14 protein-coding genes are annotated in these 15,536 nt (G+C 49.4%); 7 read left to right on the forward strand and 7 right to left on the reverse strand.

The window, feature by feature from the left end; genetic code table 11:
• Positions 1-66 precede the first annotated feature (66 nt).
• From CSR04_RS23535 to CSR04_RS23545, 3 genes are read left to right on the forward strand one after another with little or no spacing between them, the layout of a single operon-like run.
• Positions 67-1,875 carry an assimilatory sulfite reductase (NADPH) flavoprotein subunit gene (locus CSR04_RS23535; protein ID WP_102798801.1) on the forward strand — a complete coding sequence of 603 codons (1,809 nt, stop codon included), beginning with the start codon at positions 67-69 and terminating at the stop codon, positions 1,873-1,875.
• On the forward strand, positions 1,875-3,572 hold the full coding sequence (gene cysI, locus CSR04_RS23540; RefSeq protein WP_102798802.1) for an assimilatory sulfite reductase (NADPH) hemoprotein subunit: 1,698 nt from the start codon (positions 1,875-1,877) through the stop codon (positions 3,570-3,572). Before CSR04_RS23535 ends, cysI begins: the two co-directional genes overlap by 1 nt.
• Positions 3,565-4,311: a phosphoadenylyl-sulfate reductase gene (locus tag CSR04_RS23545; RefSeq protein WP_102798803.1), complete on the forward strand. Its 747-nt coding sequence runs from the start codon at positions 3,565-3,567 to the stop codon at positions 4,309-4,311. Before cysI ends, CSR04_RS23545 begins: the two co-directional genes overlap by 8 nt.
• Here the strand turns inward: CSR04_RS23545 and CSR04_RS23550 are convergent, their stop codons facing one another.
• Positions 4,312-5,208, reverse strand: a complete 897-nt coding sequence (locus CSR04_RS23550) for a TIGR03899 family protein (RefSeq protein WP_245921853.1) — start codon at positions 5,206-5,208, stop codon at positions 4,312-4,314.
• Positions 5,209-5,451: 243 nt separating this feature from the next.
• On the opposite strand from CSR04_RS23550, the gene CSR04_RS23555 reads away from it, so the two are divergent.
• Positions 5,452-7,692 carry a bifunctional diguanylate cyclase/phosphodiesterase gene (locus CSR04_RS23555; RefSeq protein WP_102798804.1) on the forward strand — a complete coding sequence of 747 codons (2,241 nt, stop codon included), beginning with the start codon at positions 5,452-5,454 and terminating at the stop codon, positions 7,690-7,692.
• A gap of 45 nt (positions 7,693-7,737) precedes the next feature.
• Here CSR04_RS23555 and CSR04_RS23560 read toward each other — a convergent pair whose 3' ends face one another.
• Positions 7,738-8,346, reverse strand: a complete 609-nt coding sequence (locus tag CSR04_RS23560; RefSeq protein WP_102798805.1) for a uracil-DNA glycosylase family protein — start codon at positions 8,344-8,346, stop codon at positions 7,738-7,740.
• Between the two features lie 89 nt (positions 8,347-8,435).
• On the opposite strand from CSR04_RS23560, the gene CSR04_RS23565 reads away from it, so the two are divergent.
• Positions 8,436-8,747, forward strand: a complete 312-nt coding sequence (locus tag CSR04_RS23565; RefSeq protein ID WP_102798806.1) for a hypothetical protein — start codon at positions 8,436-8,438, stop codon at positions 8,745-8,747.
• Positions 8,748-8,825: 78 nt separating this feature from the next.
• Here the strand turns inward: CSR04_RS23565 and sthA are convergent, their stop codons facing one another.
• Positions 8,826-10,259, reverse strand: a complete 1,434-nt coding sequence (gene sthA, locus CSR04_RS23570; protein WP_102798807.1) for a Si-specific NAD(P)(+) transhydrogenase — start codon at positions 10,257-10,259, stop codon at positions 8,826-8,828.
• Between the two features lie 74 nt (positions 10,260-10,333).
• The gene (locus CSR04_RS23575) at positions 10,334-11,455 is read right to left on the reverse strand and encodes a fatty acid desaturase (RefSeq protein WP_102798808.1); all 1,122 of its coding nucleotides are present in this window, start codon (positions 11,453-11,455) and stop codon (positions 10,334-10,336) included.
• A 140-nt stretch (positions 11,456-11,595) separates the two neighbouring features.
• On the opposite strand from CSR04_RS23575, the gene fabR reads away from it, so the two are divergent.
• Positions 11,596-12,195 carry an HTH-type transcriptional repressor FabR gene (gene fabR / locus CSR04_RS23580; protein WP_102798809.1) on the forward strand — a complete coding sequence of 200 codons (600 nt, stop codon included), beginning with the start codon at positions 11,596-11,598 and terminating at the stop codon, positions 12,193-12,195.
• Here fabR and trmA read toward each other — a convergent pair.
• Complete coding sequence (trmA, locus tag CSR04_RS23585; RefSeq protein ID WP_102798810.1) at positions 12,180-13,292, reverse strand: tRNA (uridine(54)-C5)-methyltransferase TrmA; 1,113 nt, start codon at positions 13,290-13,292, stop codon at positions 12,180-12,182. The two genes, fabR and trmA, sit on opposite strands and share 16 nt — an antisense overlap.
• 143 nt (positions 13,293-13,435) lie before the next feature.
• Between trmA and CSR04_RS23590 the strand changes: the two genes are divergently transcribed.
• Entirely contained in the window at positions 13,436-14,773 is a 1,338-nt protein-coding gene (locus CSR04_RS23590) for a DUF5610 domain-containing protein (protein WP_102798811.1), read from the forward strand.
• 37 nt (positions 14,774-14,810) lie between these two features.
• Here CSR04_RS23590 and CSR04_RS23595 read toward each other — a convergent pair whose 3' ends face one another.
• Both CSR04_RS23595 and CSR04_RS25140 read right to left on the reverse strand, forming a co-directional pair.
• Positions 14,811-15,269 carry an RNA recognition motif domain-containing protein gene (locus tag CSR04_RS23595; protein WP_102798812.1) on the reverse strand — a complete coding sequence of 153 codons (459 nt, stop codon included), beginning with the start codon at positions 15,267-15,269 and terminating at the stop codon, positions 14,811-14,813.
• Between the two features lie 57 nt (positions 15,270-15,326).
• Positions 15,327-15,536: hypothetical protein (locus tag CSR04_RS25140; protein WP_216362622.1), on the reverse strand; the 210-nt coding region annotated here is incomplete at its 5' end.

The following is a 15,536-nucleotide window of genomic DNA, read 5'->3' on the forward strand; positions in this document are numbered from 1 at the left end:
AATTCTTTCCTGTTCGTCTCACACCTCGCTACCCTACACACAATTGCAATAGGGTTAGCATTATTTATGTCTTCATCGAACTCCCAGGCACACTTGCCTGTTTCTTTACTCAGCGATGCACAGTGGTCTGCGCTGCATCAGGCTATCGCGCCGTTAAGTGGTGCTCAGCTTACCTGGGTGAGTGGTTATTTGGCAGGCCTTGCTCAGGCTCAGCAGCCGCTGGCTGCACCTGCCGCCCAAGCGGTAACCTCTGCCAAACTGACGATTCTATACGGCTCGCAAACCGGCAATGCTAAAGGAGTCGCTAGCGAGTATAAGGCGATGGCTGAGGCGGCTGGGTTGACGGTTGAGCTGCTGAATATGGCGGACTACAAAAGCAAGCGACTTAAAGATGAAACGCATCTGGTTATCGTGGTCAGTACCCATGGTGAGGGAGAAGCGCCGGATGATGCTGCCGAGTTGCATGAATTCCTGGCCAGTAAAAAGGCGCCCAAGCTGCCGCAACTGAAATACGCCGTATTGGGACTGGGTGACAGCAGCTATGAGTTCTTCTGTCAGACTGCCAAGGATTTTGATCAGCGTCTGGCTGCTCTTGGTGCTAGCCGGCTGGCCGAGCGGGTTGATTGTGATGTGGACTATGATGCCGATGTATCCAGCTGGACCAACCGGGTGACCGAGTTGCTGAAAGAGGAGCTGGCATCTGCTGGGCAGGGACAAGTTGTGGCCATGCCTGGTGTCAATCTGGCCGTTGCTCAGGCAAGCCATTACAGTAAGAAAAATCCCTTTGCCGCTGAGTTGCTGGCCGCACAAAAAATTACCGGTCGTGATTCGGTAAAAGACATTCGCCATATCGAGATTTCACTCGAAGATTCAGGACTTCAGTATCAACCTGGTGATGCGTTGGGCGTATGGTTTACCAATGATCCTGCGCTGGTGGACGAACTGTTGGGTCTGCTTGAACTCAATGGTGATGCGGAAGTCTCTGTGGGCGATGAGCGTTTGCCGCTGCGTAAGGCATTACTGGAGAAATTTGAGCTTACCCAGAGTTACCCCTCTTTTGCTAAAGGCTATGCTGAATTAACCCACAATGCTCAGCTGTTGCAACTGAGCGAAGACAAAGGTGCGTTGCGTGATTATCTCGCCAGCCACCAGATTGTGGATATTGTGAAAGCCTATCCGGGCAAAGTCAGTGAAGAACAACTTGCGTCCTTGTTAAGAGCAATGACGCCAAGACTTTATTCTATCGCTTCAAGCCAATCTGAAGTGGAAGATGAAGTGCATCTGACGGTGGCGTTGGTGGAATATCAAAAGGATGGCCAACTGCGTCAGGGCGGCGCATCAGGTTTTCTGGCCGGCAGGGTGGAAGAAGGTCAGCAAGTCCGGATTTTTGTTGAATCCAACGACAACTTCAAACTGCCCGCCGATACCAATACACCAGTGATTATGGTGGGGCCGGGTACCGGCATTGCACCGTTCCGTGCTTTTATGCAGGAGCGTGAAGCTCAGGAAGCACAAGGAAATAACTGGCTGTTCTTCGGTAACCCCAATTTTACTCAGGACTTTCTGTATCAGGTGGAATGGCAGCGCTGGGTCAAAGAGGGCTTGCTCAACAAAATCAGTCTGGCCTTTTCCCGTGATCAAGCGGACAAAATTTATGTTCAGCATCGCTTGCTGGAGCAGGGTAAAGAAGTCTTTGAGTGGCTGCAGCAAGGTGCGCACTTCTATGTTTGTGGTGACGCCAATCATATGGCTAAAGATGTGCATAACGCATTGCTGACTATTATCAGCGAACATGGCGGCAAAACAGCCGAACAGGCAGAAGAATATTTGAATGACCTGCGCAAATCCAAGCGCTACCAGAGAGATGTGTACTAATGAGTGACAATCAGGAACAAAAGCTTTCCGACAACGAGCGGCTCAAGCGGGAAAGTAATTTCCTGCGCGGTACTATTGCGCAGGATTTGCAAGACGACTTAACCGGCGGCTTTACGGCTGACAATTTCCAGTTGATTCGTTTTCACGGCATGTATCAGCAGGATGACCGGGATATTCGTGCCGAGCGTGCCAAACAGAAGCTGGAGCCACTGCACAATGTGATGTTGCGTTGCCGTTTGCCCGGGGGGATTATCACGCCCAAACAGTGGCTGGCGATTGATGAGTTTGCCGAGCAGCATACTTTGTATGGCAGCATCCGACTGACCACCCGCCAAACCTTCCAGTTTCATGGGGTGTTAAAACCTAATATTAAGCCTATGCATCAGATGCTTAATAGTATTGGGCTGGACTCCATTGCCACGGCGGGTGATGTCAACCGCAACGTGCTTTGTACTTCCAACCCGGTGGAGTCTGAAGTGCACCAGCAGGCCTATGAGTGGGCGGTGAAAATCAGTGAACATCTGTTACCTAAAACCCGCGCCTATGCGGAAATCTGGATGGATGAAGAAAAGCTGGAAACTACCGACGTTGAGCCCATTCTAGGTAGTACGTACTTACCTCGTAAGTTCAAAACCACCGTGGTGATACCGCCGCAGAACGACGTGGATGTGCATGCCAATGATCTGAACTTTGTTGCCATTGCCGAAGGTGGCAAGCTGGTGGGCTTTAACGTTCTGGTGGGGGGCGGTCTGGCCATGACTCATGGCGACAAAACCACCTATCCACGCAAAGCCGATGATTTTGGCTTTATTCCTCTGGATAAAACCCTGGCGGTAGCGGAAGCCGTGGTCAGCACTCAGCGTGACTGGGGTAACCGCAGCAACCGTAAGAATGCCAAGACCAAATATACCTTGGAACGGGTAGGGGTGGACACCTTTAAAGCCGAGGTGGAAAAACGTGCTGAGGTCACCTTTGCGCCAAGTCGGGCCTATGAATTTACTGGCCGTGGTGACCGTTTCGGTTGGGTTGAAGGTGTGGACGGCAAGCACCACCTGACCTTGTTTATTGAGAATGGTCGGATTCTGGATTATCCAGGCAAGCCACTGAAAACCGGCTGTGCCGAGATTGCCAAAATACATCAGGGGGATTTTCGTCTGACCGCTAATCAGAACCTGATTGTTGCGGGGGTGGCGGCTGAGCACAAAGCCAAGATCGAAGAAATCGCTATACAGCATGGCCTGATCCAACCCGATGTGACGGCGCAAAGACAAAACTCTATGGCCTGTGTGTCATTACCAACTTGCCCACTGGCCATGGCCGAGGCGGAACGTTACCTGCCGGATGCGGTAACCGAGTTAGAGCAGATCATGGCCAAACATGGTATGGCCGAAGAGCATATTATTTTCCGTGTCACCGGCTGTCCAAATGGTTGTGGCCGCGCCATGCTGGCCGAAGTTGGTTTGGTAGGTAAAGGGCCGGGTAAATATAACCTGCACCTGGGTGGCGATCGTAATGGCACCCGTATACCCAGGATGTACAGGGAAAACATCGGTGAGCAGGAAATTATGCAGGAACTGGATGCGCTGATTGGCCAATGGGCCAAGCTCAGACTGGCTGACGAAGGCTTTGGTGATTTTCTGATCCGTAATGATGTCATCAAACCCGTGGTGAATTCCGCTAAGGATTTTTATGACTGATGCTGCAGTGAATATTAACAGCAGGTTGAGCACCAATATCAGTCAGGAAGAACTGGCTGATATCAATATCATGCTGGAAAGCATGAGCGCGCAGCAAAGATCACAGTGGGCACTGGAAAATTTGCCGGAGCAGGCGGTATTGTCTTCCAGCTTCGGCATACAGGCCGCAGTGATGTTGCATCTTGTCAACCAAGCCAAGCCCGGTATTCCGGTGGTTTTAACCGATACCGGCTATTTGTTTCCGGAAACCTATGACTTCATTGATGAGCTGACCCAGACCCTGGATTTGAATCTTAAGGTCTATAGTGCTGAGATGTCGCCAGCCTGGCAGGAACGCAAGTTTGGCCAGCTTTGGGAGCAGGGTTTGCCTGGTATCGAAGCCTACAACAAGATGAATAAGGTTGAGCCCATGCAGCGGGCTTTGCGGGAACTGAACGTGGGCACTTGGTTTTCGGGCCTACGCCGCAGTCAGTCCAGCAGTCGTGAAAAACTGCCATATCTGCAACTGACCGGTGGCCGATTCAAAGTGTTTCCAATCCTGGATTGGAGTAACAAGGACGTACATTATTACCTGCAGGAGCATGGTTTGCCTTATCATCCGCTGTGGGAACAGGGCTATGTATCAGTCGGTGACTGGCATACCTCCAGGCCACTGGAAGCCGGTATGACCGAAGAAGAAACCCGCTTTTTTGGCCTTAAACGTGAATGTGGCCTGCACGAGTTTGGTGATGGTATTTAATCAGTGCAACTCAAACGCTTTGCTGAGTAACTGTTTCAATGACTGTAAATAAGGGGCCTGGGGCTTTACCGGTACCAGCCGGGAAAGCTCGGCACCTGCTGCAGTAAACTTATAGTAATTCAGCAGGGTTCCTCTGTGTCGGGGCGCCAGATGCAATGGCTCTCCCGCTACCCGCCACTCACTACGCGTACCGGTATTCAACTCACCGGACTCTATTTCACTGCTATAGATAAGCCCCAGGTCCATTAACCCAAGCAGATCCGGGTAGGTCAGGCCAAACTGCGCCAGATTCAGTTGTGCCCCTCTGGCCAGGGACAATATGGAAAACAGGCTGGGTTTTTGATAGTAACCGTAAAGGATACGTGGACTATAGTCTCCGCGTCGCCGACTGGACAGACTGACCGCCAGCGAGAACATTTTTGCGTCCCGTTGAGTCAATTGCTGAAGTATTGCCAAACTGCGTAATGAGAATGATCCTGGCTGACTAATCTCGGTGGCAAATATCTTCGCCCAAAGCTCCTGCATGGCAGGGGAGTGCACATTTTCTGCCATATTAATAAAGCTGAAAAACCAGTCGGGGTCTAAGTTCTCTTCGCTTCCCTGAGCGGGGGAAAAGTCCATGGCCTGTTCAAGAATTTTTTCAAGATTATGCAGTTGGCGCTGTGCCTGCATTGCCTTGCGGCGCTGCAATTTCTTACTGGCATCCAAATCCACTCCGCCCGATCTGGCAGGGCTAATACCTGCCTGAGCAAACCAATGGCGCATGCGATCTTTTAAAGCCTGCACAGAGGTATTGGTGTCGGCCTTGGCAGGCGCCGTGACGGTCTGACTGGGAACTGAAGCAGGCCTGATGCGGGTCACTTGTGGTGAGTGACTAAGGCTGTCTATTTTACTCATCTTCAGAATCTGCATAGATCTGGCAACGCTATCATGCATGCCATCATAGGCCTTAGATAGATGCTTGACCAGCTTTGTGCCGGTGGCCGTTGTACAGTTTATTGCTAAAGTGTCGTCACTCCCACACATTTTGCAGTCTGGTCAGGCTGGAGGATTAAGTTTCTCTTTCATGAATATTAGGATATTGTTAATCAAGAGTGGAAAAGTAGGCCCATTGATTCGGCACAGGTGACGGATAGGCAGATGAGTCCAACAAATTACGACAATGATGAGCTGATTTTTCTGGAAGAAGATGAAAGTCAGGTAGAAGAGCAAGAATCAAGTGAGGCTTGGAATGTCCTGATTGTTGACGATGATGAAGAGATCCACTCGGTAACCCGACTGGCGCTGGCCGATTTAGCCCTGAATGGGCGTCGCCTGCGATTTATGCACGCCTATTCTGGTGAGCAGGCGCTGAATGTGTTGAGTGAACATGGCAGTGATATTGCTATCGTCCTGTTGGATGTGGTGATGGAAAGTGACGATGCAGGTTTACAAGTGGCCAGGCGTATGCGCGAAGAGTTGCAGCTCAATGAGCCACGGATTATTCTGCGTACTGGTCAGCCTGGTTATGCACCAGAAGAGAGTGTCATAAAAGAATATGACATTAATGACTACAAGACTAAAACCGAACTTACCCGCAGTAAACTTGTTACTACCATTATTGCTTCACTCCGTTCCTATCAACAAATTCTGACCATTAATCAAAGCCGGGTTGGCCTGGAAAAGATCATTTCATCTGCCGCTAATTTACTCGAAGAACATTCCATCAAAGGCTTTTGCGAAGGGGTGGTGACGCAAATCAGTTCACTTATTGGTCTGGATGCCGGGGGCGTGGTATGTGCCAGAGCGGGTTCAGTATTGGATAAGGATGACGACAGTGTTTATGTATTGGGGGCGGCGGGTCCTTTTGCCAGCTACATCAATGAGAAGCTGGACAGTATTCATGATGACAAAATAATTGAACAAGTGGCGAGATGCCTGAAGCAAAAAGACCATATCTACGAGAAAGACTTCTCTGTTTTATATATGAACAGCAGTGGCTACGAAGCGGCGGTATACGTACAGGTAGGCTTTGCCATTAATGTGCTGCATCGGCAATTGCTGGAAGTGTTTATGTCCAGCATTTCTGTGGGTTATGAAAACGTCAATTTATTCCATCAACTGCGTAATGCTGCTTTCCGCGATATGCTGACCAAATTGCCTAACCGCAATGAGTTCATCAATATGCTCGATCAGATGCAGCGTAACAGTCTTGACTTAAATAGTCAGGTGGCGGCACTGGTAGATGTGAACCACTTTTCTGATATTAATGATGGCTTGGGGCAGGATGCGGGTAACCTACTGCTTATTGCCATTGCGGAGCGTTTACATAGCGCCATGGGTGCCGATGTAAAAATGGGCCGCATCGGTGCTGACGTATTTGGTTTGATAGGCGGTGACGACAAAGTTAACCCAGACACTATTGCCAAGGTGTTTAATTCCCCCTTTAAAGCGGGCGATCATACGTTACCTGTCAATGTCACAATTGGCTTGTGCAGATTGCTGGATGAAGACAATAACGGCTTGAACATTCTTAAGCAGTCCAATATTGCCCTGAACCGGGCGAAGAAAAGCCTGACAGCAAACTATGAGTACTATGCGCCGGAGATGGAAGAGAAAACCACTTGGCGACTAGGTATGATTCGTCAACTACGTTCTGATTTTGCAGAGCGCAAGCTGGAGCTATGGTATCAGCCGCAGGTGGATCTGGTAAACGAGTCCATTGTGGGAATGGAAGCCTTATTACGTTGGCCTGCCAGTGAAGGTGGCTATGTATCGCCAGCCGTGTTTGTGCCTTTGGCTGAATACAGTGGGCTGATTATTGATATTGGTGCCTGGGTATTGGAAGAAGCCTGTCACAAGTTAAGTCTATTGCATGAAAAAGGCTTCCCTCATCTGCGGGTGGCGGTCAATATTTCTATGCCGCAGTTTCGTGATCCGCAATTTATTCCACTGGTCAAAGATTGCCTGATTGCAAGTAAGATCGATCCAAAATCCTTGGAACTGGAGATTACCGAAAGCGTGGTAATGGATGAACCCCAGATTGTTGTCGATTCCCTCAAAGCCTTGAAAGAGTTTGGTGTAACTATTGCCATTGACGATTTTGGTACGGGATTCTCTTCAATGAGCTATCTGCAAAAGCTACCACTCGACAGACTTAAAGTGGACCGTTCTTTTGTGAATGAAGTCACCGCAGGTAAAAGTGCCTTTATTGCCGAAACTATTGTTACCCTGGGCAATAAATTGGGGCTGCAGACCATCGCCGAGGGCGTGGAAAAACGTGAACAGGCCAGTTATATGCTGCGCCTGGGTTGCGACGAAGCGCAGGGCTTTTTGTATGCTAAACCCATGCCTTTCCATGAGCTGACCGAGTTTTTAGATAACTATCAGGCAAGAGCCTAAAGAAAATTCAGCACATAAGAGCCGTGCAGGATCAGCCCATGTTCCTTACATCGACAGAATGCACCTGACTCGCTGACGCAAGTCAGGCAGCAATGTTGTTTCAAACCAGGGATGCTTTTTAAGCCAGATATTGTTCCTCGGCGAGGGGTGGGGCAGTGCAAAGTAGTCTGGCAGGTAGGTCTGATAGTTTTTCACTCTTTCTGTCAGATTTTTGCTATCGGCCAAATAATATTGTTGAGCGTACTGACCAATAAGTAAGGTGAGCTGCAGCTTGGGTAGGGTATCAAGTAAGCGGCGATGCCAGGTTGGCGCGCACTCCTTTCTGGGCGGCAGGTCGCCGCTGTTACCTTTACCCGGATAACAAAATCCCATTGGCATAATGGCTATTTTATCCTGATCATAGAAGACGTCCCTGGAAATCTGCAGCCACTCCCGCAGCCTGTCACCAGAAGCATCATTCCAGGGAATAGAGCTGTGATGCACTTTAGTACCGGGTGCCTGCCCGATAATCATTAGCCTGGCGCCTTGCTTTCCGCGTACCACGGGATTCGCCCCCAAAGGTAAATTGGCTTCACAAAGTCGACATTGCTGAATTTCCTGAATAACAATGCTGGTTTTATCACGCAAAGCTGGATCTTTTTTAATGGTTGTCATATTCCTGTCATAAAAATATGTTTGCAAAGCAGGCGGAATCCTGCAAAAATGTATATACACTCATGTTAGAGTTGTTGTAGGAGTCTGTAATGCGTAAATCTATCATTTTATTTTCGTTGTTGGCTGCCAGCGGCCTTGCGCAGGCTGCCGATGAATCCAGTAAGCTATTCGACTGTATGGCTGCCGATACTCTGACGGTCAATAGTGACTGCGTACAATCTAAGATAAGTCAGAACATTCAGTACCGTGATGTACAGCAGACCATCTACCAAAGCTCTCAGGTACAGAGTGAGAACGCGATGGCGACCATTAAATTCTATCCGGAAAAATACCTGATAGAAGTTGTGGCGCACAGAGATGCGTTGGAAAATCCAGACCTGTTAGCCGCTAATCGCAAGTAACTTGTTGAATTGTTGAAGAAACCGGGCCAAGCCCGGTTTTTTTGTACTTGCTGATCCGCTCCCTTCTGAGCTGATATATTAAAAAATACGATTCAGACCATTAATCGCTGCGACCCGGTACGCTTCAGCCATGGTCGGGTAGTTAAATGTGGTATTTACAAAGTACTCAATGCTATTTGCACTGCCTTTCTGTTGCATGATCGCCTGGCCGATATGCACAATCTCCGACGCCCTTTCACCAAAGCAATGAATACCAAGAATTTCCTTTGTCTCACGATGGAAAAGAATCTTAAGACTACCCACTTGGGTATTGGCAATCTGCGCGCGGGCCAGGTGCAGAAACTGTGCACGACCCACTTCATAAGGCACCTTAAGGGCGGTCAGTTCCTGTTCTGTTTTACCCACCGAACTGATCTCGGGAATGGTGTAAATCCCGGTTGGAATATCTTCCACTAAGCTGGAGGGACATTTGCCACTGAGCATGGCCTGTGCCGCAAAACGGCCCTGATTGTAGGCGGCAGATGCCAGGCTGGGATAGCCGATAACATCACCCACCGCATAAATGTTATCCACTTCGGTTTTATAATTTTCGTCAACTCTCACCTGTCCCCGAGAGTCGGCTTTAAGGCCGATAGCCTGCAAATTAAGCATGTCGGTATTGCCAGTCCTGCCGTTGGCAAACAGTAAACAGTCGGCACGCATCTTCTTACCTGATTCCAGATGCAATACTACGGAATCGTCCCTGCCTTCGACACTGGCATAGGTTTCGTTGTGACGTATAACCACGCCGTTATTCCAAAGGTGGTAGCTGAGTGAATCTGAAATCTCCGCGTCCAGAAAAGACAACAATCTGTCTCGCATGTTGACCAGATCCACTTTCACGCCCATACCACGGAAGATACTGGCGTATTCCGACCCTATGACACCAGCCCCATAGATAATAATCGACTTAGGATCGTGTTTAAGGGACAGAATAGAATCGCTGTTGTAGATCCGTGGGTGGTCGAAATCTATATCCGATGGGGTGTAGGGTCTGGAGCCCGTGGCAATGACCACCTGCTTAGTGGTGATCTGGTCAACCGAACCATCTTCGCGGGTAACTTTAATGCTGTGTGCGTCAATAAAGGACGCTTCACCATGAAAAACCTTTACCCCATTGCGGTCGTAGAATGTGCCCCGTAAACGGCTTTGCTTACGGATCACCGCGCTGGCATGGGTCAGTACGTCGCTGAAAGTCAGATGACGACTACGATCACCGTCGTTAAATAAAGGATTGGAATTGTATTCGATAAGGCGGCTGACAGAATGGCGCAACGCTTTTGACGGAATTGTTCCCCAATGCGTACAGCCGCCGCCAACCGATTCGTGGCGCTCTATTACCGCCACCTGCTTGCCGGCTTTCGCCAGTTGCATGGCGGCACCTTCGCCGCCAGGGCCGGTGCCAATGACAACGGCGTCAAATTGAAATGTCTGGCGAGCTTTGGTGTTTTTCTTGCTGGTAACGGTTGACAACGGATGACTCCGACAACTGAAATAGAATCATAGCGTTACCGAGTTTTACCGGGAAAGCAAGGCCCCATTTAGTCTCAGACAAACTTGAGGCTATGTACTTCCAGCCAGCGTCTTTTTGCCAGCGCTAAGGTTTGCTTGAGCTCCCGGTATCTGAAATCCAGCTCCAGTTTTTCATAGCTGGCCACCAATTGGCGTTTCCTGGCTTCCAGCCGCTGTTTTTTAATCGCGTGGTAATCGGCTAATTTCTGCATCAGCAATTCGTACTCTTGCTGCACTTTTTGAGCTAAATGCTGTGCATCCGGCCGGCTGGCAATTCTCTGTTGTACTCTTTTTAACTGCATTTCGGCCTTGGCTTTTTCGATGCGTTCTTCTGGGCAGCGCCTCAATCCGCTGGTTAAACCTAACCAGGAAAGTGAGCGTATCAGCCACTTGGTTGGATCGAAATGCCACCATTTCACCCCGTTTCGGTAGTCATATTCGAAGATATGGTGGAAGTTGTGATAGCCCTCACCAAAGGTAAACAGGGCGAGGATGCCATTGTCCCTGGCGCTGTTTTTGTCGGTGTAGGTTTGCCGCCCCCAGATATGGGCTAAAGAGTTAATAAAGAAGGTCACGTGGTGCACAACCACTAAACGCAATACGCCAGCAATCAACAACATGCCCCAGATATCGCCGTTGACCCATCCCAATAGCAGTGGAATACCAAAATTGGCTGACAGGCTGATCAGCAGATAATGTCTGTGCTGCCACATAACCACCTGATCTTTTTGCAGATCGCGACAGTTGTTGTAATCACTGTAACGACTGGCCTGGTATTCCCTCAGCATCCAGCCGATATGTGAATACCAGAATCCGCGGCCGGCGGAATAAGGGTCTTTGTTATCGTCGTCCACGTGTTTGTGGTGGATGCGGTGGTCGGACGCCCAGTGCAGAATACTGTTTTGCAGTGCTAAAGCGCCGCCGATGGCCAGTATGACCTTAACCACCGGATGCGCGTCATAGGCTTTATGTGACCAAAGCCTGTGGTAACCGGCCGTGATAGACAAACCGGAAAACCAGATAAGAAAAATACAGGCCACCACTTCGACGGCATCAAAGCCATGTAGATAAGCTTCCAGTGGCACCAAAATCAGACTAATGAGTCCGGTAACGGCAAAGACCAGAACATTGGTCAGAATAATTGCGGGTTTTTGCATCAGAAAAAGAGTTGGGCGTACAGTTGTGCGCTAATTTAGCCAGATCATCAGGGCTTGGCAAGGGACTGCTGCGAATTCTATGGCGTGAAGTGCGGTAATATAATGCTACACTCGTCGCGTTTTAAACTCCGGGTAAGCCTATGAGACGTCAGCAACAGAAACTCAAAACCCGACGCGCTATTATTGATGCGGCCTTTAACCTGTTGGACGAACAACGCAGTCTGTCCAGTGTCAGCCTGCGGGAAGTTGCCCGCGCAGCCGGTATTGCGCCAACGTCGTTCTACCGGCATTTTAAGGATATCGATGAACTGGGTCTGACCCTGGTGGATGAAGCTGGCCTGGCGTTGCGCCAATTGATGCGCCAGGCCCGCTCCCGAATCGACGCCGGTGGTGGGGTGATCAGTACCTCGGTCAATACCTTTATGGAGTTTGTGGTGTCCAACAGCAATGAATTCAGGTTGTTGCTGAGGGAGCACTCAGGCACCTCGCCGGCATTTCGTGCGGCGGTTTTAAGAGAAATTCAGCATTTTATCGAAGAACTGACCGACTATACCGCCAATCATACCGGCTTAAATCGTGATTTGGCGGGCTTACAGGCCGAAGCGATGGTGAAGTTGGTGTTCAGCGCCGGGGCCGAGGCTATCGACGCCAATGCTGCGCAGCGTAAGGTGCATGCGCAGCGTTTAAATCAGCAACTTCGTTTTATTGCCAGGGGCGCGGCCTTCTACGCGGGTAAATGAGGCTTCTTAGTCAGCATCACACCGCACTCGGCATGATGGGTATAAGGAAACTGATCAAACAGGGCAAACCGCGTAACGTCATGAGTTTTACTCAGGTGCTGCAAATTGTCTTTCAGGGTCAGCGGGTTGCAGGATATATATAAAATGTTGCGGTAGCTGCTAACTAATTCGCAGGTGTCCGGGTCCAGGCCAGCCCGGGGTGGGTCCACCAATACGGTCTGGCAGTCAAATTCTGACAATTTCACCTCACCCATTCGTTTGAATTCCCGCTTACCTTGCAGGGCTTCGGTGAATTCCTCGCTGGACATGCGCAGCACGGTAACATTCTCGACCTTGTTCAATTGGGCATTGTAATTAGCTGCTTCTACCGACGCTTTGGATATTTCGGTGGCCAGTACGCGCCGGAAATTTTGTGCCAGCGGCAGGGTGAAATTACCCAAGCCACAATAAAGCTCCAGCAGGTCTCCACTGGCATCCTGAGTGGCATCCAGTGCCCATTCGATCATGTTGCAGTTCACCCCGGCGTTGGGTTGGGTAAAGCTATTTTCAATCTGCTTGAACTGATACGGTCTGGATTTGATGTTCAGCGTTTCAATAACGTGATCGCGATTGAGCAACAGCATTTGCTTGCGGGCGCGACCAACCAGATCCAGTTGGTACGTTTTCCGCAGTGTGTCACGCAACTGCTCTGCTTCTGCCTGCCACTGTGCATCCAGAGGTTTGTGATAGACCAGGGTGACCAGAATTTCGCCACTCAGCGTGCTGAGGTAGTCTATTTGATAGAGTTTACGTCGCAATATCTGATTGGGTTTGAGCAACACCAATAAGTCCGCCATAACCTGGTTAATCAGTAAACTGGCTGGTGGGAAGTGGTCTACTCGGTACTTTTCCTTGGTCTGGCTGTCAAACATGATGTGATAGAGATCTTCACCCTCATGCCATACGCGAAACTCGGCCCGCATACGATAGTGGAGTGGGGCAGACGGATAGAGCGTCAGTTCCGGCATAGCAAAATCGCTGAACAGGGCTTGCAGTTCAGTCGCTTTGTCTGCCAGCTGTGCTTCGTATTGATTACTGTCTATTTCGGTTGGTCGCATGTTACCTCCACTAAAAGGCCGCCGATTGTAAAGCCTTTAGCCAAATGCGCAAATTTTAGAACAGACAAAACTTTTACACAGTAATGACTAAAACTTGTACTAATTTGGTCGATAATAAGTCGAGAGGTATTGAGGACATTATCATGAATTTAGGCGAACTAAAGGCGCGTCTTGAACAACGCACGCCTCATGTTGGCCGTTCTGAGCCACAAGGACCGTCAAAGGAAGACGGTGTGAGGCAGACGACGGACCAGCAGCAAAATGCGGTGACTCTGACGAATGCTGCGCAGTCGCAGCGTTTTATGAGTCTTAAGATATTCAGTAACGCGTTGAGCCAGTCTTTGTTGTTGGATGATCGTCGTCCCAGCTTGCCTGTGGCGAAGCCGCAGGACAACAAAAGCCTGTTTGATTTTGAAGAGGTGGCTAAAAACGTACTGCGCTTCGTTGGTGGCGCTATCCGCCATGCGCAGTCAAAAGGTATGGATGACGAAAAGCTGACCGAGATGTTTGAACAGGCCAGGAGTGGCGTGCTCAAAGGTGTGCAGATGGCCGAGAAAGATCTGGCCGGTTTTATGAACGAAGAGATCTCCACCGGCATCAAGAAAAGTCGGGAGCTGATAGAAGACGGCATTAAGAATCTGGAAAACGAAATCTTCGGTAATAAAGAAGAGGAAGATGACCAGATTGCTCTGCGCTACACTGAGTCAGTGAGCTACAGCCGCCAGGACAGCAGTGAGCTGACGGTGCGCACCCGCGATGGTGACGAAGTCACCATCAGTTTTGATGACCTTCGCCAGTTTGAACTGAATCGCAGCTTGGTACTGCGTAGTCAGGCGGAAAAGGAACAAGCCAAAGACAATGCGGATGCAGAAAAGACCAACAGCACAGAGTCTGATGAGGACGAGTCTTCTAGCTTTAATGTGCGCGCCGAGCAGCGCACATTGTTTTACCAGAAGAATGAATATGGCTTCTCAGTAAAAGGCGAGCTGGATGAAGAGGAACTCAAAGCCATAGGCGATCTGGTAGATAAAACGGCGGACCTGGCCGACGAGTTTTTCAACGGTGACGTGGAGAAGGCCTTCGAGCAGGCGTTGAAACTTGGTTTTGATGAAACTGAACTGACCGGCTATGCATTGCAACTGAGCAGACAAGAGCAGACCCGGGTTACCCAAACCTATGAAGCGGTTCAGCACGGTGACGACAAGTTTAAAGAAATGGAAGGTTATGCCAAACAGGTTTCGCACTATCTGGATAAGATGCTGGATATGGTGGAACAGTCCCGGCAAAAACTGCAGGACGACAATTCTTTCGACAATCTGATTAACGGGCTGGTCAACAGGATGCTGGATGTGGATACGCCGGATTTATTGCAGGCTATCAATAAATTCCACAGTTTTAACCAGCGTCTGCTGGATAACCTGCCAGACTCTCAAGCGACTGCAGACAAAGCCAAGCCAGAGAGTAAAGACGATAAACAATAAGCAAAAGGCCCTTTTCAGGGCCTTTCATTTTTAATAACTACTCGTCGTCTTGCTTGTCCTTGGCCATACGCACTTTAAGTGTTCTGTCCTGAAACTCCGTATCGTTCAGCGTGCTGACAATCAGTTCTGCATCACCCTGCATTTCCACAAAGCCGTATCCCTTGCGTTTGCCTGTACGCCTGTCTTTCATCAGGCGCACTGATATAACTGTCCCATGACTTGAAAAATGGGCTTTAACATCCTGTTCACTGGCACGGTAGGGAAGGTTACCTACATACAAAGTTTTGCTGTCACTATTGTCATCATTATCTGTGCCACTGGCAGAAGTGTTCTGCTGGCCAAATAAAGTGGCTAATAATGGTGTAGCAATACTGCCGACGATTAACCCCAGGGCAAGCGCCTGGTTTGATGAGACAGCTTGCGCGGGCAGGACAAAATAGCCGAGCACCGCCAGCAATCCGCCGATAACTATATAAAGAAGAACCGGTGATTTCATGTAACTACCTAAATTATAATTAGAAAATGACGTAGCAGAGCTATGTTACCGATTTATTTACATTACGCCAACTAAACTGCTGATACGGTCGTAAGCCCTGCCAAATGGCGTATTATCTATAGTTTTGTTCAATAAACGCGCGAACGAAATGTTTTTTGCAAAAATCCCTTGATCTGTTTTTGCTGGTCTGTAGAATGCGCACCACTTCGACGGGGCAGGCAGAAAGGCTTCCCAGTCAGCCAGGAAGGCAAGAAGATTCAAGGAGCG

Origin of the sequence: Bowmanella denitrificans (assembly GCF_002887595.1) — a bacterium.
GTDB lineage: Bacteria > Pseudomonadota > Gammaproteobacteria > Enterobacterales > Alteromonadaceae > Bowmanella > Bowmanella denitrificans.

Coding starts and splice junctions, on each gene's coding strand:
- CSR04_RS23535 (WP_102798801.1), top strand. CDS start 67: ATGTCTTCATCGAACTCCCAGGCACACTTGCCTGTTTCTTTACTCAGC.
- cysI (WP_102798802.1), top strand. CDS start 1,875: ATGAGTGACAATCAGGAACAAAAGCTTTCCGACAACGAGCGGCTCAAG.
- CSR04_RS23545 (WP_102798803.1), top strand. CDS start 3,565: ATGACTGATGCTGCAGTGAATATTAACAGCAGGTTGAGCACCAATATC.
- CSR04_RS23550 (WP_245921853.1), bottom strand. CDS start 5,208: ATGAGTAAAATAGACAGCCTTAGTCACTCACCACAAGTGACCCGCATC.
- CSR04_RS23555 (WP_102798804.1), top strand. CDS start 5,452: ATGAGTCCAACAAATTACGACAATGATGAGCTGATTTTTCTGGAAGAA.
- CSR04_RS23560 (WP_102798805.1), bottom strand. CDS start 8,346: ATGACAACCATTAAAAAAGATCCAGCTTTGCGTGATAAAACCAGCATT.
- CSR04_RS23565 (WP_102798806.1), top strand. CDS start 8,436: ATGCGTAAATCTATCATTTTATTTTCGTTGTTGGCTGCCAGCGGCCTT.
- CSR04_RS23575 (WP_102798808.1), bottom strand. CDS start 11,455: ATGCAAAAACCCGCAATTATTCTGACCAATGTTCTGGTCTTTGCCGTT.
- fabR (WP_102798809.1), top strand. CDS start 11,596: ATGAGACGTCAGCAACAGAAACTCAAAACCCGACGCGCTATTATTGAT.
- trmA (WP_102798810.1), bottom strand. CDS start 13,292: ATGCGACCAACCGAAATAGACAGTAATCAATACGAAGCACAGCTGGCA.
- CSR04_RS23590 (WP_102798811.1), top strand. CDS start 13,436: ATGAATTTAGGCGAACTAAAGGCGCGTCTTGAACAACGCACGCCTCAT.
- CSR04_RS23595 (WP_102798812.1), bottom strand. CDS start 15,269: ATGAAATCACCGGTTCTTCTTTATATAGTTATCGGCGGATTGCTGGCG.